18 protein-coding genes are annotated in these 18,729 nt (G+C 62.1%); 9 read left to right on the forward strand and 9 right to left on the reverse strand.

Annotated features, from left to right (window positions below; all coding sequences use genetic code 11):
* Window positions 1–65: 65 nt before the first annotated feature.
* Window positions 66–1,643, reverse strand: a complete 1,578-nt coding sequence (locus tag KHO30_RS20130) for an N-acetylmuramoyl-L-alanine amidase (RefSeq protein WP_211701985.1) — start codon at window positions 1,641–1,643, stop codon at window positions 66–68.
* The gene (gene tsaE / locus KHO30_RS20135; protein WP_211701987.1) at window positions 1,625–2,209 is read right to left on the reverse strand and encodes a tRNA (adenosine(37)-N6)-threonylcarbamoyltransferase complex ATPase subunit type 1 TsaE; all 585 of its coding nucleotides are present in this window, start codon (window positions 2,207–2,209) and stop codon (window positions 1,625–1,627) included. The genes KHO30_RS20130 and tsaE overlap by 19 nt, the downstream gene beginning before the upstream one ends.
* 17 nt (window positions 2,210–2,226) lie before the next feature.
* Between tsaE and queG the strand changes: the two genes are divergently transcribed.
* Genes queG through xerD form a run of 3 tightly spaced genes read left to right on the forward strand, consistent with a single transcriptional unit; the run spans window position 2,227 to window position 4,899 of the window.
* Window positions 2,227–3,468 carry a tRNA epoxyqueuosine(34) reductase QueG gene (gene queG / locus KHO30_RS20140; protein WP_200618242.1) on the forward strand — a complete coding sequence of 414 codons (1,242 nt, stop codon included), beginning with the start codon at window positions 2,227–2,229 and terminating at the stop codon, window positions 3,466–3,468.
* Window positions 3,469–3,496: 28 nt separating this feature from the next.
* Complete coding sequence (locus KHO30_RS20145) at window positions 3,497–3,967, forward strand: methylated-DNA--[protein]-cysteine S-methyltransferase (RefSeq protein WP_175050862.1); 471 nt, start codon at window positions 3,497–3,499, stop codon at window positions 3,965–3,967.
* A complete protein-coding gene (gene xerD, locus KHO30_RS20150; RefSeq protein ID WP_211701989.1) occupies window positions 3,964–4,899 on the forward strand; it encodes a site-specific tyrosine recombinase XerD in 936 nt (311 codons plus the stop codon). Before KHO30_RS20145 ends, xerD begins: the two co-directional genes overlap by 4 nt.
* A 6-nt stretch (window positions 4,900–4,905) precedes the next feature.
* Here the strand turns inward: xerD and KHO30_RS20155 are convergent, their stop codons facing one another.
* Window positions 4,906–6,468, reverse strand: coding sequence for a class I adenylate-forming enzyme family protein (locus KHO30_RS20155; RefSeq protein WP_211701991.1), 1,563 nt, complete (start codon window positions 6,466–6,468; stop codon window positions 4,906–4,908).
* 273 nt (window positions 6,469–6,741) lie between these two features.
* Between KHO30_RS20155 and ybaK the strand changes: the two genes are divergently transcribed.
* Together ybaK and plsY are read left to right on the forward strand one after the other, a co-directional pair.
* Complete coding sequence (gene ybaK, locus KHO30_RS20160) at window positions 6,742–7,233, forward strand: Cys-tRNA(Pro) deacylase (RefSeq protein WP_200618244.1); 492 nt, start codon at window positions 6,742–6,744, stop codon at window positions 7,231–7,233.
* Between the two features lie 113 nt (window positions 7,234–7,346).
* Window positions 7,347–7,967: a glycerol-3-phosphate 1-O-acyltransferase PlsY gene (gene plsY / locus KHO30_RS20165; RefSeq protein ID WP_093635706.1), complete on the forward strand. Its 621-nt coding sequence runs from the start codon at window positions 7,347–7,349 to the stop codon at window positions 7,965–7,967.
* A gap of 226 nt (window positions 7,968–8,193) precedes the next feature.
* On the opposite strand, the gene KHO30_RS20170 is transcribed toward plsY, so the two are convergent.
* The gene (locus KHO30_RS20170) at window positions 8,194–8,679 is read right to left on the reverse strand and encodes a YajQ family cyclic di-GMP-binding protein (RefSeq protein ID WP_054034313.1); all 486 of its coding nucleotides are present in this window, start codon (window positions 8,677–8,679) and stop codon (window positions 8,194–8,196) included.
* A gap of 184 nt (window positions 8,680–8,863) precedes the next feature.
* On the opposite strand from KHO30_RS20170, the gene murB reads away from it, so the two are divergent.
* Window positions 8,864–9,907 (forward strand): UDP-N-acetylmuramate dehydrogenase, encoded by a 1,044-nt coding sequence (gene murB, locus KHO30_RS20175; protein ID WP_211701993.1) that lies wholly within the window; start codon window positions 8,864–8,866, stop codon window positions 9,905–9,907.
* A gap of 140 nt (window positions 9,908–10,047) precedes the next feature.
* Here the strand turns inward: murB and KHO30_RS20180 are convergent, their stop codons facing one another.
* Window positions 10,048–11,274 carry an argininosuccinate synthase gene (locus KHO30_RS20180; protein WP_054034311.1) on the reverse strand — a complete coding sequence of 409 codons (1,227 nt, stop codon included), beginning with the start codon at window positions 11,272–11,274 and terminating at the stop codon, window positions 10,048–10,050.
* Between the two features lie 239 nt (window positions 11,275–11,513).
* Window positions 11,514–12,443, reverse strand: coding sequence for an ornithine carbamoyltransferase (gene argF / locus KHO30_RS20185; RefSeq protein ID WP_211701995.1), 930 nt, complete (start codon window positions 12,441–12,443; stop codon window positions 11,514–11,516).
* A gap of 437 nt (window positions 12,444–12,880) precedes the next feature.
* Here argF and KHO30_RS20190 point away from each other — a divergent pair, with 437 nt between their 5' ends.
* A complete protein-coding gene (locus tag KHO30_RS20190; protein ID WP_054034308.1) occupies window positions 12,881–13,228 on the forward strand; it encodes a DUF3579 domain-containing protein in 348 nt (115 codons plus the stop codon).
* A gap of 245 nt (window positions 13,229–13,473) precedes the next feature.
* On the opposite strand, the gene rpsT is transcribed toward KHO30_RS20190, so the two are convergent.
* A complete protein-coding gene (gene rpsT, locus KHO30_RS20195; protein ID WP_054034306.1) occupies window positions 13,474–13,752 on the reverse strand; it encodes a 30S ribosomal protein S20 in 279 nt (92 codons plus the stop codon).
* A gap of 576 nt (window positions 13,753–14,328) precedes the next feature.
* Here rpsT and murJ point away from each other — a divergent pair.
* Both murJ and KHO30_RS20205 read left to right on the forward strand, forming a co-directional pair.
* Window positions 14,329–15,879 (forward strand): murein biosynthesis integral membrane protein MurJ, encoded by a 1,551-nt coding sequence (gene murJ, locus KHO30_RS20200; protein ID WP_093635712.1) that lies wholly within the window; start codon window positions 14,329–14,331, stop codon window positions 15,877–15,879.
* A 5-nt stretch (window positions 15,880–15,884) separates the two neighbouring features.
* Entirely contained in the window at window positions 15,885–16,727 is an 843-nt protein-coding gene (locus KHO30_RS20205) for a SirB1 family protein (RefSeq protein WP_093635760.1), read from the forward strand.
* A 118-nt stretch (window positions 16,728–16,845) separates the two neighbouring features.
* Here KHO30_RS20205 and KHO30_RS20210 read toward each other — a convergent pair whose 3' ends face one another.
* Both KHO30_RS20210 and adk read right to left on the reverse strand, forming a co-directional pair.
* The gene (locus KHO30_RS20210) at window positions 16,846–17,604 is read right to left on the reverse strand and encodes a 3-hydroxyacyl-CoA dehydrogenase (protein WP_179734001.1); all 759 of its coding nucleotides are present in this window, start codon (window positions 17,602–17,604) and stop codon (window positions 16,846–16,848) included.
* Window positions 17,605–17,893: 289 nt separating this feature from the next.
* Window positions 17,894–18,559 carry an adenylate kinase gene (gene adk, locus KHO30_RS20215; RefSeq protein ID WP_054034304.1) on the reverse strand — a complete coding sequence of 222 codons (666 nt, stop codon included), beginning with the start codon at window positions 18,557–18,559 and terminating at the stop codon, window positions 17,894–17,896.
* Between the last annotated feature and the right edge of the window lie 170 nt (window positions 18,560–18,729).

Here is an 18,729-nt window from a genome sequence, read left to right on the forward strand (position 1 = left end):
AAAACGGCCGCATCGAGCGGCCGTTTTTTTATCGCTTGCGTGACGCGGTGTCACGCCGGCTAGCGTCAGGTCATGCGGTTCTTCGCCAACGGCGGATTCGCCGCGAAATAGCGCTTGATGCCGGTCATGATCGCGTCGGCCATTTTCTCCCGATACGCGTCGTCGTTCAGGCGGCGCTCTTCATCCGGATTGCTGATGAAGGCGGTCTCCACGAGGATCGACGGAATATCCGGCGCCTTCAGCACCGCAAAGCCGGCCTGTTCGACCGAGCCTTTGTGCAGTTTGTTGATCCCGCCGATCTCCTTCAGCACGAAGTTGCCGTAGCGCATCGAATCGCGAATCTGCGCGGTGGTCGACATATCGAACAGCGCACGATTGACCGTGGCATCCGCGGACTTGATGTTGATCCCGCCGATCTGATCCGACGAGTTCTCCTTGTTCGCCATCCAGCGCGCCGCGGCGCTCGACGCGCCGTGCTCCGACAAGGCGAACACCGACGAGCCCTTCGCATCGGGCGTGGTGAACGCGTCCGCGTGGATCGACACGAACAGGTCCGCGCCGACGCGCCGCGCCTTCTGCACGCGAACGTTCAGCGGCACGAAGAAGTCGGCGTCGCGCGTCATCATGGCGCGCATGTTCGGCTGTGCGTCGATCTTCGCGCGCAGCTTCTTCGCGATGTCGAGTGCGACGTGTTTCTCGTACGTGCCCGAGCCGCCGATCGCGCCCGGGTCTTCGCCACCGTGACCCGGATCGACCGCGACGGTGAGCAGACGCACCGTGTTGCTCTTGCCGGTTTTCGGGTTGGTGAAGGCGTAGTTATCGTCGCCGTCGTTGTCGTCGCCACCGAGGTTGCTGCCACTCGTGCCGCCTTTGTTGCGGGCGATGGCGGTTGGCGGCGCGACCGGAGCCGTCGGGATAGAAGGCTTGCCGAGGATGGGCGGAGCCGGTGTCGGCACAACGTGCACCGGCGGACGCGATACGTTCGGCGCCGTCCCGCCGCCGCCGTTCTGCGCATAACGCTCGAAAAAGGCTTCGCTGTTGTCGGCGGTGGGCGGCGTGGTGCCGGGGCCGCTCAGCGTGGCGGGCGGCGCGTTGTTTTCGTCCAGCGTTTGCTGCTTGCGCTCGGTCTGCGCGAGCAGATCCATCAGCGGATCGGGCGCGACAGCGGGGTACAGGTCGAACACCAGCCGGTATTTGTACGCGCCGACCGGCGGCAGCGTGAACACCTGCGGCTTCACCGAGCCTTTCAGATCGAACACCATACGCACGACGTGCGGTTGATATTGACCGACACGCACCGACTGGATTTGCGGATCGTTCGGCGTGATCTTCGATACCAGATCCTTCAGCGCCTGATCCAGATCGAGGCCGCTCAGATCGACCACCAGCCGGTCAGGACCCTGCAGCAACTGCTGCGCGTTCTGCAATGGCTGGTCCGATTCGATCGTCACGCGCGTGTAATCGCGCGCCGGCCAGACCCGCACGCCCAGCACCGAGCTCGCCCACGCGAGACGCGGGGCAACAAGGCCGAGCACCAGCGTGGACGCACCCGCGCGCAGAATCTGCCGGCGCCGCCAGTTATGTGTTGCGGTAGCCGCCGATTCGATCGAGCGGAACGGTTTGATCAACATCTTTCGAGACATGCCTTTCCTGATTCGCTGTATGCCCGTGCGACGAGTATCCGGCCGTCGCCCCCGTGGTCCAGGTCGAGCGCGAAGACGAGATCCGGCACGCCAAGGAGACGCCCGGCACGCTGCGGCCATTCGACGAGGCAGATGGCGCCGCTGTCGAAGTACTCGCGAAAGCCCGCGTCGGCCCATTCGGCCGGGTCCGTGAATCTATACAGATCGAAGTGATAGAGCGCGAGTTCCCCGGCGGGCCGCTCGAGCACGTAGGGTTCGACGAGTGTGTAGGTGGGACTGCGTACGCGGCCGACGTGGCCGAGGCCGCGCAAGGTCGCGCGCACGAGTGTGGTTTTGCCGGCGCCGAGGTCGCCGACGAGTTGGACTTGCAGTCCGTGGAATGCCTGATGACCCGCGACGCCTGGCGTCTGTTGTTGCCCAGTTTGTTGCAACTCGCGCACGCTTTCGATCGCCTGCGCGAAGCGCTCGCCGAATGCGTTGGTGGCGGCCTCATCCGCGAGCGCGAAGGAGCGTTCGAGCAGGATATTGGCGGGCGGTTGGATCGCGAGATCGGGATTGACGGGCATTCTCGTAAAATGGCGTGATGAACCGAAGTCCGGAGTCCCCTGTTTCCTGCACGCCTGCGTCAAACGACGATGTGCGTGCCGAGCGTCATTTCGATGAAGCGGCGCTGAATGCGCTCGCGCTCAACATCAAAACGTGGGGCCGTGAACTGGGTTTCGGGGCGATCGGCATCAGCGACACCGATCTCTCCGCTGCCGAAGCGCCGCTTGCAGCATGGCTGGAAGCGGGGTGCCACGGCGAGATGGATTATATGGCGAAACACGGTATGAAACGCGCGCGCCCCGCCGAGCTTGTGGCCGGCACGCGACGTGTGATTACCGCGCGCATCGCCTATTTGCCTGCGGAAACATTGAGCGGAAAGGCGCACGAAAGCGCTTTGCAGGACGTACCGCCGGCGCCGCCAGACTGGCGCGCAGCGGAGCATGCGCGGCTTGCGGACCCATCGGCCGCAGTGGTGTCGATCTATGCGCGGGGCCGCGATTATCACAAGGTAATGCGTAACCGTTTGCAACATCTGGCCGAGAAAATCGAGGCGGAGATCGGCGCGTTCGGCTACCGCGTATTTACCGATTCGGCGCCTGTGCTCGAAGTAGAACTTGCCCAGAAGGCCGGAATCGGCTGGCGCGGCAAACACACGCTGCTGCTGCAGCGCGACGCGGGTTCGCTGTTTTTCCTGGGCGAAATCTACGTCGATGTGCCTTTGCCGACCGATGCCGAGACGTCGCCCGCCGACGCGCCCGAAACGCCGGGCTCGCATTGCGGCAGTTGCACGCGCTGCATCGATGCCTGTCCGACGGGGGCGATCGTGGCGCCCTATAAGGTCGATGCACGCCTCTGTATTTCGTATCTGACGATCGAATTGAAGGGCAATATTCCCCTGGAAATGCGGCCGCTGATCGGTAATCGTGTGTATGGCTGCGACGATTGCCAGCTCGTCTGTCCGTGGAACAAGTTTGCGCAGGCCGCGCCGGTCGCCGATTTCGATGTGCGGCATGGACTCGATCGCGCGACGCTGGTCGAACTGTTTGCATGGTCCGCCGACGAGTTCGATACGCGCATGCAGGGCAGTGCGATTCGTCGCATCGGCTATGAGAGTTGGTTGCGCAATCTGGCTGTGGGGATGGGTAATGCGCTGCGGGCTTCGTCGGAGAGTTTGAGTGGGGATGCGCGCGAGGCAATTGTTGATGCGCTGAAGTTGCGTGTTGAGGATCCTTCTGCCGTCGTGCGCGAGCATGTGGAGTGGGCGTTGGAAGCGGCGTAAAGTAGCGGCAATCACGGAGCAGGCAACCATGTTCAACGCAGTGATCGATGCACCGTTCGGCAAGGTCGGCATCCGCCTCGAAGGCGATGCCGTACGTGAGATCGTCTATCTGCCGGAGTCGGTGCAGAGCGTGACGCCGGACACGCCTCTGGCAAAGCAGGCCGTCGAGCAGATCGAGCGATATTTCGAGCGGGCGTCCGCGAAGTTCGAATTGCCGCTGGCAGCGGTCGGCACCCCGTTTCAGCGGCGCGTGTGGCAAGCGATCAGCGACATCCCGCCGGGCGTCGTGTTGACCTACGGGCAACTTGCACGGCAGCTAGGCAGTGTGCCGCGCGCGGTCGGCCAGGCGTGCGGTTCCAACTACTTTCCGATCGTGATTCCGTGTCATCGGGTGGTCAGTGCGAGCGGCATCGGCGGATTCGCGCATCACGCCGGAGATGGCTTCTTTCGCAACGTCAAGCGCTGGCTTCTGGCGCATGAAGGCATTCCCTACGCATGATCGACACCGTGGCTGACGACGCGCCCATCGCGTCACCTTTGTTTGTATCGAGCTCGGCTTCGATCGACGCCTTCTGCGACGCGTTGTGGCTCGAGCACGGCTTGTCGCGCAACACGCTCGATGCGTACCGGCGCGATCTGCGCCTGTTCTGCGAATGGCTCGCGCAAACCCGCAACACATCGCTCGACACCGCCAGCGAGGCCGATCTCAACGCCTACAGCGCGGCTCGTCAGAAAGACAAGTCCACCTCGGCGAACCGGCGGCTTTCGGTGTTTCGCCGCTATTACGGCTGGGCCGTGCGCGAGCATCGCGCAAAGGCCGATCCGACCGTGCGTATCCGTTCGGCCAAGCAACCGCCGCGTTTTCCGTCGACGCTCAGCGAAGCGCAAGTCGAAGCGCTGCTCGGTGCACCGGATATCGACACGCCCTTGGGCCTGCGCGATCGCACCATGCTGGAATTGATGTATGCGAGCGGTTTGCGAGTCACCGAACTCGTCACGCTGAAGACGGTGGAAGTGGGCCTGAACGAAGGCGTAGTGCGCGTGATGGGCAAGGGTTCGAAAGAGCGCCTGATTCCCTTCGGCGAAGAGGCGCATGGCTGGATCGAACGCTATCTGCGCGAAGCGCGTCCGGCTTTGCTCGGTGCGCGCGCGACGGACGCACTGTTCGTCACGAGCCGCGCGGAGGGCATGACCCGCCAGCAGTTCTGGAACATCATCAAGCGTCACGCGGCGGCGGCCGACGTGCGCGCGCCGCTCTCGCCGCATACGTTGCGGCACGCGTTCGCGACGCACCTGCTGAACCATGGCGCCGATTTGCGCGTCGTTCAGTTGCTACTCGGTCATACGGATATCTCGACCACGCAAATCTATACGCACGTGGCCCGCGAACGCTTGAAGTCGCTGCATGCGCAGCATCATCCGCGCGGGTGAGGCGCGTTAGACGAATTCGCGAAGCCGGTGCTTGAGAATCTTGCCAGTCGACGCGGCCGGCAGCGCGGCGAGCACCTTCACTTCGGCAGGGCGCTTGTACGGCGCGAGACGCTCGCCGCACCACGCGATCAGTTCAGCCGGCGTCACCGTCGCGCCCGCGATCAATTCGACGAACGCGACCACTTCCTCGTTACCCTCCACCGCGCGCCCGATCACCGCCGACTGCACCACCTGCGGATGCGCGTTCAACACGTGCTCGACTTCCGCTGGATACACATTGAAGCCCGAGCGGATGATCAGCTCCTTGCTGCGCCCGACGATATGCAATGCGCCGTCCGCGTCCTGCCGCGCGAGGTCGCCGGTCTTGAGCCAGCCGTCTTCGGTAACGACGACGTGGGTCTGCTCCGGGCTGCGGTAGTAACCCAGCATCACGTTCGGGCCTCGTACCCACAGTTCACCGATTTCTCCCGGCGCGGCATCCACGCCGTCGAGTCCGACGAACCGCACGTCGACGCCAGGGATGACCTCGCCGACTGAGCAATCGCTGCGCGGCGCATCGAGCATGGTGTGAGAGACGGTCGGACTGCTCTCGGTCATGCCATAGCCGTTGTGGAGCGGCAGGCCGTAGACGCTTTCGACGTGCGCCTTGAGCGCGGAGTCGAGCGGTGAGCCGCCCGAATAGGCAAAGCGCAGACGCGGCGCGGACCACGCGTGGCCGTGCGTTTGCAAATGTTCGAGCAGTTTGGCGTGCATGGCCGGGACGCCCTGAAAGATCGACACGCGCTCGTCGGCGAGCGCCCGCCGCACCGCTTCCGGTGCGAAACGCGGAGCGAGGCGCAAGGTCGCGCCGGCGTGCAGGCTGCCGAGGCAGACCGACGCAAAGCCGTACACGTGCGAGATCGGCAGAACGGCGTACACGACATCGTCCGGACCGACATTGCGCAAACGGCTCGAGACGGCTGCGATGAAGAGCAGATTGCGGTGGGACAGCATTACGCCTTTCGGCGCGCCCGTGGTTCCCGTGGTGTAGATCAGCGCGGCGCATTGACGGTCATTCGCGGCTTCGACCGGCTCGGCTTTCGCGTCGGCGTCGATCGTGTACGACCAGGCGCCGATATCCGGCGTGATGGCAGGCGCTGTAGTGGCTTGGTGCCGCTGCGCATGCTGTTGGGCATCCACGGAGCTTTCGACCGCATACGCGACCAAGCGAGGCTGCGCGTGCGCCCGGATCGCGTCGAGTTCGGCGGCGGACAGACGGGCATTCGACACCAGCGCCCACGCGTCGAGTTGCGCGGTGGCGAACAGCAGCACGATCTGCACGATGCTGTTCTCGGCCACGATCATCACGCGATCGCCGCCACGCACGCCCCATTCGCGCAACTGCGCGGCGGTGGCATTGACGGCTTCCAGAAGCTGCGCGCTGGTGAGGCGGCGCGCATCCTCGATCAGGGCGACGTGTTGCGGATCGCGCGCGGCCGCGAGCGCCGGAATGTCGGCAATACGCGTGGGCAGGGCGGCCAGCAGCGCGGGAATGTCGATCGTGGAACGGGTGGATGAATCGAGGCTCAATGCTGTCTCCTGTGTCGACCAGAGTTGGCGCTTTAGCGCCTTACTCTGGTCCCATGCAAAGCTGTCGACCAGAGTTGGCGCTTTAGCGCGTTACTCTGGTCCCATGCAAAGCTGTCGACCAGAGTTCGAGCTCTGCATGGTCGCTAAACGTATTCAGTGCCCGGCATACAGTGTGCCGGAAGATTTGCGAACGATCGTGCCACAATCGCCGATCCCGCACAATTGGCCGTTTGGCAAATAGCCGTCGCGCAAACTCGCCATTACAATGCGCCGATGAGCAAATCCAGACACGTTTCCGAAACGCCCGCGACGCAGTTTCTGCGCCGTCACGGCGTCACTTTCGGCGAACATCCTTATGATTACGTGGAGCACGGCGGCACCGAGGAATCGGCGCGCCAGCTCGGCGTGGACGAACATCATGTCGTGAAGACGCTGGTGATGGAAGACGAGCACGCCAAGCCGCTGATCGTACTGATGCACGGCGACCGCACCGTCAGCACCAAGAATCTGGCGCGACAGATCGGTGTGAAACGCGTCGAGCCATGCAAACCCGAGGTGGCGAACCGGCATTCCGGCTATCTGATCGGCGGTACATCGCCGTTCGGTACGAAGAAGCAGATGCCGGTGTATGTCGAGTCGAGCATCCTCGAGATGGACAAGATCTGGTTGAACGGCGGACGGCGCGGTTTTCTGGTCAGCATCGAGCCCACGATTTTGACCGGCTTGCTGGCGGCGAAGCCGGTTCAGTGCGCGAGCGTCGATTGACGTTTGTCTCAATGTTTTCCGGGCCGGTGGGTTCGGTAGAATGTGCGCCGCCTTGTTCCCTGTTGCGGTTGGGGTGTCGAGTTTCAGACCGCCGATCCTTATAAGAGTCCCAGATGCAAAACCTGATCGTTGCTGTCGTTGCCTACCTGATCGGCTCGGTGTCGTTTGCCGTGATCGTGAGCGCCGCCATGGGGCTGGACGACCCGCGCTCGTACGGCTCGGGCAACCCGGGCGCCACCAACGTGCTGCGCAGCGGCAGCAAGAAGGCCGCGATTCTCACCCTGATCGGCGACGCCTTTAAAGGATGGCTGCCGGTGTGGTTCGTGGTGCACTTCGGCGCGCGTTACGGCCTCGACGAAACGTCGGTCGCGATTGCGTCCATTGCAGTGTTTCTCGGCCACCTGTATCCGATCTTCTTCCGCTTCAAGGGCGGCAAGGGCGTGGCGACCGCGGCGGGCGTGCTGCTCGCGATCAACCCGATCCTTGGCGTGGCCACCTTGCTTACGTGGCTGATCGTGGCGTTTTTTACGCGCTATTCTTCGCTGGCGGCACTGGCCGCGGCGGTGTTCGCACCGATCTTCGACGGCTTTCTGTTCGGGCCGCATATCATCGCGCTGGCGATTGTCGTGATGAGTTCGCTGCTGGTCTGGCGCCACCGCGGCAACATCGCCAAGTTGATGCGCGGCCAGGAAAGCCGCATCGGCGCGAAGAAGAAACCTGACGCAGCGGCGTAGCGCGGCGGGTCGTAACGAACCTCGAACTTGGGCGGGGTACCGCCGGGTGTTAGCCGGCGTGCCTTCACGAAATACGCACTGAAGGCGCAAGGGCTATGTGCTGAGCGCATACAACCCGTACGCGTGCTGAGTCGGGCGCTAAGTTTCTACGCGTCCCGTCGCCGAGCCTCAACGCACGCGCATTGCCGAGGGGCGACACGCACTCGGCCTTGAGCGCGACGCGCGTTCAGTCGCGGAAGTTATTGAAGTCGAGCGGAGTGTCAGTCACGTCCTTGCGCAGCATCGCGATCACGCTTTGCAGATCGTCGCGCTTGCCACCGGTGATGCGCACCGCGTCGCCCTGAATGCTCGCCTGGACCTTGATCTTGCTGTCCTTCACGAGACGCACGATTTTCTTCGACAGATCGCCGGATACGCCTTTCTTGATCTTGATGATCTGCTTGACCTTGTCGCCGCCGATCTTCTCGATCTTGCCGTAGTCGAGGAAGCGCACGTCCACATTGCGCTTGGCCATTTTCGACAGCAGGACGTCTTTCACCTGACCGAGCTTGAAGTCGTCGTCGGCGTAGGCGGTGATTTCGCTTTCCTTGTGCTCGACGCGCGCGTCCGACCCTTTGAAGTCGAAGCGGGTTGAAATTTCCTTGTTGGACTGCTCGATCGCGTTCTTGACTTCGATCATGTCTGCTTCGCAGACGACGTCAAACGATGGCATTGTTTTCTCCCAATAGTGCTGCGGTGCGTGGCGCGGCCGGTCGGCTGCTCACGAGGCACTCGCTATAATCACGGACCGGACGTCATTTTACCGACGCCACTCCCTTTTGCCTAAGGCCGCCGTGCATTGTCGTGCGGCCGGGGCCCGATGTCGTTTAGCTGGCCGTTCCATTCTTCTCATTCCGATGTCCCGATCCGACTCCGCCGCGTTCATTGCCGGCTATCCGCTGAAGGCGCATAACACCTTCGGTTTCGATGTTCGCGCGCAGATTGCGTGCCGGATCGAGCACGAAGCGCAACTGATGGCTGCCGTGCGCGATCCGCGTGCTGCCGGCTTGCCGCGGCTGGTGCTGGGCGGCGGCAGCAATGTCGTGCTGACGGGCGACTTCGCCGGACTTGTGTTGCTGGTGGCGCTGCAAGGCCGCCGCGTCGTGCGCGAGGACGATGATGCATGGTACGTCGAGGCAGCAGCCGGCGAACCATGGCATGACTTTGTCGCGTGGACTTTGACGCAAGGACTGCCTGGGCTGGAGAACCTCGCGCTAATTCCGGGCACGGTGGGGGCGGCGCCGATTCAGAACATCGGCGCATATGGGCTGGAAATGTGCGAGCGCTTTGCGTCGCTGCGGGCGGTTGAGTTGGAAACGGGCGCCGTCGTCGAGCTCGATGCAAAGGCGTGCCGATTCGGTTACCGCGACAGTTTTTTCAAGCGGGAAGGGCGCGACCGGTTTGTCATCACGTCGGTCACTTTCCGTTTGCCGAAGGTTTGGCAGCCGCGCGCGGGCTATGCGGATATCGCGCGTGAACTGGCTGCCGGTGGTCATGCCGATGCCGCCGCGCCGAGTGCGCAGGCGATTTTCGACGCGGTAGTCGCGGTGCGGCGCGCCAAGCTGCCCGATCCGCTTCAGTTGGGTAACGCCGGGAGTTTCTTCAAGAATCCGGTCGTCGAAGCCACGCAGTTCGAAGCGCTGAAGGTCAAGGAGCCCGAGCTTGTGTCTTACCCGCAGCCGGACGGCCGGGTGAAGCTCGCGGCGGGCTGGCTGATCGATCGATGTGGCTGGAAAGGCCGCGCGATGGGTGCGGCGGCCGTGCATGAACGGCAGGCGCTGGTGCTGGTCAATCGCGGCGGGGCGAGCGGCGCCGAGGTGTTGGCGCTCGCAAAGGCGGTTCAGCGCGATGTGCTGGCGCGATTTGGAGTTGAACTGGAAGCGGAGCCGGTTTGCTTGTGATTGCGTGAGTGGCATGCAGCAATGAAAAAGGCGCCGGGAGCTTCCTCCCGGCGCCTTTCTGCATCTGAGCTTCGGCTTAGGTTGCGCTTTTCGGCGCTTAACTTCGCTAACGCGAAGTTAACCTTCACCAATGCTAACGCTTAGTCGCGCTGACGACGCGCATTCTCCGCAATCCGCATACGCAGCGCGTTGAGCTTGATGAACCCGCCAGCGTCGGCCTGGTTGTACGCACCGCCGTCGTCGTCGAACGTAGCGATCGTCTTGTCGAACAGCGTTTCCTTCGAATCGCGCGCGACAACCGAGACGCTGCCCTTGTACAGCTTCACACGCACCCACCCGTTGACCTTCTCTTGCGTATGGTCGATCAGCACCTGGATTGCGCGACGCTCCGGGCTCCACCAGTAGCCGTTGTAAATCAGCGATGCGTAACGGGCCATCAGGTCGTCTTTCAGGTGGGCCACTTCGCGGTCGAGCGTGATCGACTCGATGCCGCGGTGCGCCTTCAGCATGATCGTGCCGCCCGGCGTTTCATAGCAGCCGCGCGACTTCATGCCGACGTAACGGTTTTCGACCAGGTCCAGACGGCCGATGCCGTGCTTGCCACCCAAACGGTTCAGCTCGGTCAGCATTTCAGCCGGCGACAGACGCTTGCCGTTGATCGCGACCGGGTCGCCGTGCTCGTACTCGATGTCGAGGTATTCAGCCTGGTCGGGCGCCTGTTCCGGCGACACCGTCCAACGCCACATATCGGCTTCGGCTTCGGCCTTCGGGTCTTCCAGGTGACGGCCTTCGAACGAGATGTGCAGCAGGTTCGCGTCCATCGAATACGGCGCGCCGCCTTGCTTGTGCTTCATTTCGATCGGAATGCCGGCCTTTTCAGCGTACGCGAGCAGCTTTTCGCGCGACAGCAGGTCCCATTCGCGCCACGGTGCGATCACCTTGATGCCCGGTTCCAAGGCGTAGTAACCGAGTTCGAAACGAACCTGGTCGTTGCCCTTGCCGGTTGCGCCGTGCGAGACCGCTTGCGCGCCGGTGGCGCGGGCGATTTCGATCTGACGCTTGGCAATCAGCGGACGTGCAATCGACGTGCCCAGCAGGTATTCGCCTTCATAGATCGTGTTGGCGCGGAACATCGGGAACACGTAGTCGCGCACGAATTCTTCGCGCAGGTCTTCGATGAAGATGTTGTCCTGCTTGATGCCGAGTTGCAGGGCTTTCTTGCGCGCCGGTTCCAGCTCTTCGCCCTGGCCGATGTCGGCCGTAAACGTGACGACTTCGGCGTCGTAATTGTCCTGCAACCACTTCAGGATGACGGAGGTGTCGAGGCCGCCCGAATAGGCGAGCACGACTTTCTTGATATCGCTCATGGTGAACTCGTAGCTGGAGAAAGCTGGAAAACAAGGCGCGCCGGCGGTTCCGGAGCGCGGAAAACCACTATTTTGACACTAAACCGCCGCTTGCCCGCGTTTTTGGAGTGCTGCGGTGGGTGAGCCGGTTCCGTTTGCTTTCGCGGACGCCGGCTCGATGCGTGGCGTTAAACGTGGATGCCTTGCCTCGTATTCAAGGCCCCGTCACGCTTCACGCAGGTGCTGCGTAGCCGGCTCGCTTAGTGATTCAGCTTGCCGAGCAGCAGATATTCCATCAACGCCTTTTGCACGTGCAGACGATTTTCCGCTTCGTCCCACACGACGCTTTGCGGGCCGTCGATCACTTCCGCGCTGACTTCCTCGCCGCGGTGGGCAGGCAGGCAGTGCATGAACAATGCGTCAGAATTGGCGCGCGCCATCATTTCGGCGTCGACGCACCAGTCTGCAAAGGCTTTCTTGCGGGCTTCGTTTTCTGCCTCGAAGCCCATGCTGGTCCACACGTCTGTGGTGACCAGATCGGCGCCCGTGCAGGCCTCGTTCGGATCGTCGAATTCCTGATAGAACGGGGCGCTTTCAGTGGCGACCATGGCGTGGTCGAGCTTGTAGCCCGGCGGCGTGGACAGGCGCAGCTTGAATCCGAGAATCTGGGCGGCTTCGATCCACGTGTACAGCATGTTGTTCGCATCGCCGACCCACGCAACCGTCTTGTTGCGAATCGGACCGCGATGTTCGAAATACGTGAAGATGTCCGCCAGCACCTGGCACGGGTGATATTCGTTGGTCAGCCCATTGATCACCGGCACGCGCGAATTCTCGGCGAAGCGCGTGAGAATGTCCTGGCCGAACGTGCGGATCATGATGATGTCGACCATGCGCGAGATCACTTGCGCGGCGTCTTCGATCGGCTCGCCGCGCCCGAGCTGCGTGTCGCGTGTGCTCATGAAGACGGCGTGGCCGCCCAGCTGGAAGATGCCGGCTTCGAACGACAGGCGCGTGCGTGTCGAGTTTTTCTCGAAGATCATCGCCAGCGTGCGGTCGTGCAGCGGGTGGTAGGTCTCGTAGTTCTTGAATTTGCGTTTCAGAATGCGCGCGCGTTCCAGCACGTACTCGTAGTCTTCCAGCGAGAAATCCTTGAACTGCAGGTAGTGGCGAATTTTCTTGGCGGTCATGAAACAAATACGGCGGTCTCACCCGGCAGGATTGCCGGACGGCGCCGCCGTCTTTTGTGGTAACTCAATGCAGCATAAAGGATTTCGCCCCGTTTGACGAGTCGGCCAAAAGGCCAGGCAAGCTGTCTGAAAGCCTTTCGCAACGTTCAAACGAGGCTTGTGTGCGCTGCGGAAAAAGGTCCGCTGCGCTATAATCTACCGGTTATCCCTAAGCCCAGCAGGCCGGTATTAAGCTTGCGGGACACGGCTCGCGCACTCCGGAAAGTTTCGTCGCGATGCGCCGTCAAGATGAGCGCCGAGGCGGCTTATCTGGCCCTTCGTGGTTTCTGGCGGCGCAGCTCGCCATTCAGGCGTGGCCAACGTGTTCAGGCATCCCAAAGCCGCTTTGCAGTCAGCTTTGCCGTCATCCCGCTGGGCAGTCACACAGGTATTCCTACATGGCCGAAGCAGCTCCAACCGAATATTTCATTCAGGGCATCACGTCGACCGGAAAAAAGTTTCGGCCGAGTGACTGGTCGGAGCGGCTCGCAGGCGTCATGGCGTGCTTTGGTCCCAGCCCACGGGGCAGGGGCCCGAATGCTTACCTGCAATACTCGTTGTATGTCCGGCCCACCATGATCGGTGACCTCAAATGCGTGATTCTCGATTCGCGCTTGCGCGACATCGAGCCGATGGCCTTCGATTTCGTTCTCAACTTCGCGAAGGATAATGACCTTCTCGTGACCGAGGCTTGCGAGTTGCAACTCGAGCACGCTACGCCGCAAGAGAAAAGGCACGTGATCTAACGCGAGCTAGCCGGGCCGGATCGGCAAAAAGAAAAACCCGCTACTGGCGGGTTTTTTTGCGCCTGGAGCATTGGCTTCAAGGCGGGCGACTCCAATGCGGTGGCTCCAATGTGCAGCCAACTGACTCGCGAGCAGGCGTGAGTCAATATCCGTTTCCGTCGGTACCAAGCAAAAAAGCCCGCCGAAGCGAGCCTTTCTGTAGCAGCGGAAACAGGAGGTAGCCCACCGAAGCGGGCTGACCGAATTTACTGCGCTGCGGGTGCTTGCAGACCCTTGAGGGCTGCAGCCAGACGGCTCTTGTTACGAGCTGCCTTGTTCTTGTGAACGATTTTCTTGTCGGCGATGATGTCGATGGTCTTCGACGATGCCTGGAAGATCTCGACGGCCTTAGCCTTGTCGCCTGCTTCGATTGCCTTGCGGACAGCCTTGATAGCCGTGCGGAACTTCGAGCGCAGTGCCGAGTTGTGCGAGTTTGCCTTGGCGGCCTGGCGGGCGCGCTTGCGTGCTTGTGCGGAGTTAGCCATGACGGTTCCTTATCCTGTTCCTGTTTCCAGTACCTGACCTTCAAGTGGTGAGGTGCTGCTTTTAGATCGAACTCTTGGAAGCGATTGCCCAAGAGCGCAAAAGTGTCGAAATAATTCGAAAAATCGATCGGCCTACGCGAAGGCGGGCCCGTGTTCCGGTGTATTTCGAGGCTGGTTGGCGCCTCAATATGGCTTGCGCGCCGCTGGAGCGACGCCTGCCTACTGCGTGCCCGAACCTCCTCGAAAACCCGTCCGAAAATTGAGCGAGCTTCGAAACCGGCGATTATAGCAACAAAATCAGGCACGTGGCAACGAGGAATCGCCAATTCTGATAGGCCGGGTCGGCGCGCCTCGCGGGGGATTCTGTTAGTTTTGGCGAGTTTCGGCGATTCACGAACGTCTTGGCGCCGCCACAACGGGCAAGCGCGGCAGCGAGGGTGCGACTCGCGGAACCCGCGGCAAGCAACAAAAAACAACCCGATCCGCTCATGCGACCGAACGTCTGCGGCGCAAATCGGTCCGATTCGCGTTCCGGCTCGTCGTCCGCACCTGCGGCACCCGTATAATAAGCGCCCCATGAATCTATTCCGAGCCCTGCTGACGGTCAGCGGCTTCACGCTGCTGTCGCGCGTGACCGGACTGGCCCGCGAAACGCTGATCGCCCGCGCGTTCGGCGCCAGTCAATATACTGACGCGTTTTACGTCGCCTTCCGCATTCCCAATCTGCTGCGCCGCATTTCCGCCGAAGGTGCGTTCTCGCAAGCCTTCGTGCCGATTCTGGCCGAATTCAAGAACCAGCAAGGACACGACGCCACCAAGGCGCTCGTCGACGCGACCTCGACCGTGCTGGCCTGGGCGCTCGCGATTCTCTCGCTGATCGGTGTGGTGGGGGCGTCGGGCGTCGTGTTCATTGTCGCGTCAGGGCTCGCGCATGAAGGCCAGGCCTATGCGCTAGCGGTCACGATGACGCGCATCATGTTCCCGTACATCATTTTCATCTCGCTGACGTCGCTGGCGTCGGGCGTGCTGAATACGTACAAGAACTTTTCGCTGCCCGCGTTCGCCCCGGTCCTGCTGAACGTCGCCTTCATTGTCGCGGCGGTGTTTGTCGCGCCGCGCCTGCAAACGCCGGTCTACGCGCTCGCCTGGGCGGTGATCGCCGGCGGCGTGCTGCAATTCGTCGTGCAACTGCCCGGTCTGAAGAAGATCGACATGCTGCCGCGCATCGGCCTGAATCCGCTCAAGGCGCTCGCGCACCGCGGCGTGAAGCGGGTGCTGTCGAAGATGGTGCCGGCCATGTTCGCCGTGTCGGTCGCGCAGATCAGCCTGATCATTAACACCAATATTGCGTCGCGCATCGGCCCGGGCGCCGTCTCCTGGATCAATTATGCCGACCGGCTGATGGAGTTCCCGACCGCGCTGCTCGGCGTCGCGCTCGGCACGATCCTGCTGCCGAGCCTCTCGAAGGCACACGTGGACGCCGATCCACATGAGTATTCGTCGCTGCTCGACTGGGGGCTGCGCGTCACGTTCCTGTTGGCCGCCCCGAGCGCCGTCGCGCTGTTCTTCTTCGCCCAGCCGCTCACCGCGACGCTGTTCCACTACGGCAAGTTCGACGGCAACTCGGTGGTCATGGTTGGCCGTGCGCTGTCGGCCTACGGCATCGGCCTGATCGGCCTGATTCTGATCAAAATCCTCGCGCCCGGTTTCTACGCGAAACAGGACATCAAGACGCCGGTGAAAATCGGCATCGGCGTGCTGATCGTCACGCAACTGAGCAACTACCTGTTCGTGCCGATCTTCGCGCATGCCGGTCTCACGCTGAGCGTCGGGTTGGGCGCTTGCGTCAACGCGCTGTTCCTGTTCCTCGGCCTGCGCAAGCGCGGCATCTACATGCCGTCGAACGGCTGGTTGAAGTTCTTCGTGCAGTTGTTCGGCGCCTGTCTGGTGCTGGCCGGCACGATGCATTGGCTTGCGATCAGCTTCGACTGGATCGGTATGCATAACCGGCCGGTCGACCGGATCGTGTTGCTGGGGGCGTGCCTGGTACTGTTCGCCGCGCTATATTTCGGTATGCTTTGGCTGATGGGCTTCAAGTACGCGTATTTCAAAAGGCGAGTGAAGTGATCACGATGACGCGAGTTCTCGACTATTTCAGTACGCTGGTTGCCGAAGATGACAGCCTGCCGCTGACCGAGGCGGCGCTCTCGCTCGCGCAGGACGCTTATCCCGATCTCGATTTGCAAGGCACGCTGGCCGAGATCGACGAGCTGGTTTTGCGTTTGCAGCGCCGCATGCCGGACGATGCCGACATCAGGCAGAAGGTCGGCATTCTCAACCGATTTTTCTTCCGCGAGCTGGGTTTCGCCAGCAACCTCAACGATTATTACGATCCCGACAACAGCCATCTGAATATGGTGCTCAAGCGGCGCCGCGGCATTCCGATTTCGCTGGCGGTGCTGTATCTGGAGATGGCCGAGCAGATCGGCGTCCCGGCGCGCGGTGTGTCGTTTCCGGGCCACTTCCTGTTGCGCGTCACCACGCCGGATGGCGACGTGATGCTCGATCCGACTAGCGGGCATTCGCTGTCCGAATCGCAGATGGTGGACATGCTGGAGCCGTATGTGGCGTCGGCGGGCGAGTCGGTGAGCAGGGCGCTGCGCATCCTGCTGCAGCCGGCCACGCGCCGCGAGATCATCGCTCGCATGCTGCGCAATCTGAAATCGACGTATCTTCAGACGGAACGCTGGCAGCGTCTGCTGGCTGTGCAGCAGCGTCTCGTGATCCTGCTGCCGGACAGTATCGAAGAAGTGCGCGATCGCGGTTTCGCTTACGCGCGGCTCGATTATCTGCGCCCGGCGCTCGAAGACCTCGAACGCTATCTCGGCGATCGGCCGGATGCGGAGGACGCGACGGTGGTGGAGTCGCAGTTGCACGAATTGCGTCAGCGCACTCAGTACGACGATCGCGACTAAGAGCCGCTTTCCGGCCTACCGGTAAAAAACAAAACGCCTGCACGTGACGCATAGGACTCATGCGGTGCAGGCGTTTTTCATTAGCGCAGCCGCATAAAGCGCCGCGCTGGGTAAATCATTACTTCGGTTGCATCCGGATCGCGCCGTCCAGACGAATCACTTCGCCGTTGAGCATCGGATTGTCGAAGATCTGCTTGGCCAGCATCGCGTACTCGGCCGGCTTGCCGAGGCGCGGCGGGAACGGCACCATCGCGCCGAGCGCGTCCTGCACTTCCTGCGGCATGCCGAGCAGCATCGGCGTTTCGAAGATGCCTGGTGCAATCGTCATTACGCGGATTGCGTTGCGCGACAGGTCGCGTGCGATTGGCAGCGTCATGCCGACCACGCCGCCCTTGGACGCAGCGTAGGCGGCCTGGCCGATCTGGCCGTCATACGCGGCCACCGATGCCGTGTTGATGATCACGCCACGCTCGCCATTCGCATTCGGTTCGTTCTTCGACATGGCCGCGGCGGCGAGCCGGATCATGTTAAAGGTGCCGATCAGATTGATGGAGATGGTGCGAGCGAACGACTCGAGCGGATGCGGCCCGTCTTTGCCGACCGTCTTGATGGCGGGCGCAACGCCCGCGCAATTGACGAGGCCGCGCAGCGTGCCGAGCTTCGTGGCGGCTTCGACCGCTTGCGTAGCGTCGTCTTCGCGGCTCACGTCACACTTGACGAACACGCCGCCGAGTTCCTTCGCGAGCGCCTCACCGGCATCCTGATTCAGATCGGCCAGCACCACCTTGCCGCCGTTTTCGACCAAAAGGCGCGCCGTGGCCGCGCCAAGGCCCGATGCACCGCCGGTGATCAGGAATACGTTGTCACGAATCTCCATGTCTTCTCCTTTGCTTCAGTTCAGTAATGTCTCGATCGAATATCTTTTCGATGATCGATTGTAACGGCTATGCTGCAATGCGGAAAGCGAAGCGGCGGGGGATGCCGGCCGGGTGGGGCCTCTGGCGGTCGAAAACCCATAGCGCCGCGGAACTGTTACGGATGGCTAATCAATGCGGGGCATGATGGACGACGGAGACCGGAGAAACGCGAACGCCACGCCACGCCGCGGGCAATAAAAAACCCGCCAGAACGGGCGGGTTTTTCGACCAACAACGGCGGATGCGCGATTACTTCAACGCATCGAACGCGCGGTTGCGAATTTCGTCGACCGAGCCGAGGCCCGAAATGCGGCGATATTGCGGTGCCGTCAGCGAAGTCGCCGGGTCGCCGTTTTGCGCCCAGTTGTTGTAGTACTCGATCAACGGCTTGGTTTGCGCAACGTACACGTCGAGGCGCTTCTTGACCGTTTCTTCCTTGTCGTCGTCGCGCTGGATCAGCGGTTCGCCCGTCACGTCGTCCACACCTTCAACCTTCGGCGGGTTGAACTTGACGTGGTACGTACGGCCCGACGCGGCGTGCGAGCGGCGGCCGCTCATACGCACGATGATCTCCTCGAACGGCACGTCGATTTCCAGCACGTAGTCGATCGCGACGCCTGCCTGCTTCATAGCTTCCGCTTGCGGAATGGTGCGCGGAAAACCGTCGAACAGATAACCGTTCGCGCAATCCGGCTGCTGCAGGCGTTCCTTCACCAGATTGATGATCAGCTCGTCCGTGACCAGTTCGCCGGCATCCATGAAACGCTTGGCTTCAAGACCGAGCGGCGTGCCTGCCTTGACGGCCGCGCGCAGCATGTCACCGGTGGAAATTTGCGGAATGCCGAATTTTTCCTTGATGAAGTTTGCCTGAGTGCCCTTGCCTGCGCCGGGCGCACCCAAAAGGATCAAACGCATGTGATATCTCCAGATCTATGTGAATTCTTTGGTGACGCTGCAGCCATCCCGCGATTCGTCGAGGGACCCGCATCGGGTTCCGTTTCGCGTCTCGCGCTGCACGTCGAACACGACGGCGCTGCAAGACCACAACGGTGCGACCGGGGCAAACCCTGACTCTCGCGTTAAAA

The organism is Paraburkholderia aspalathi (genome assembly GCF_905220735.1).
Lineage (GTDB): Bacteria > Pseudomonadota > Gammaproteobacteria > Burkholderiales > Burkholderiaceae > Paraburkholderia > Paraburkholderia aspalathi.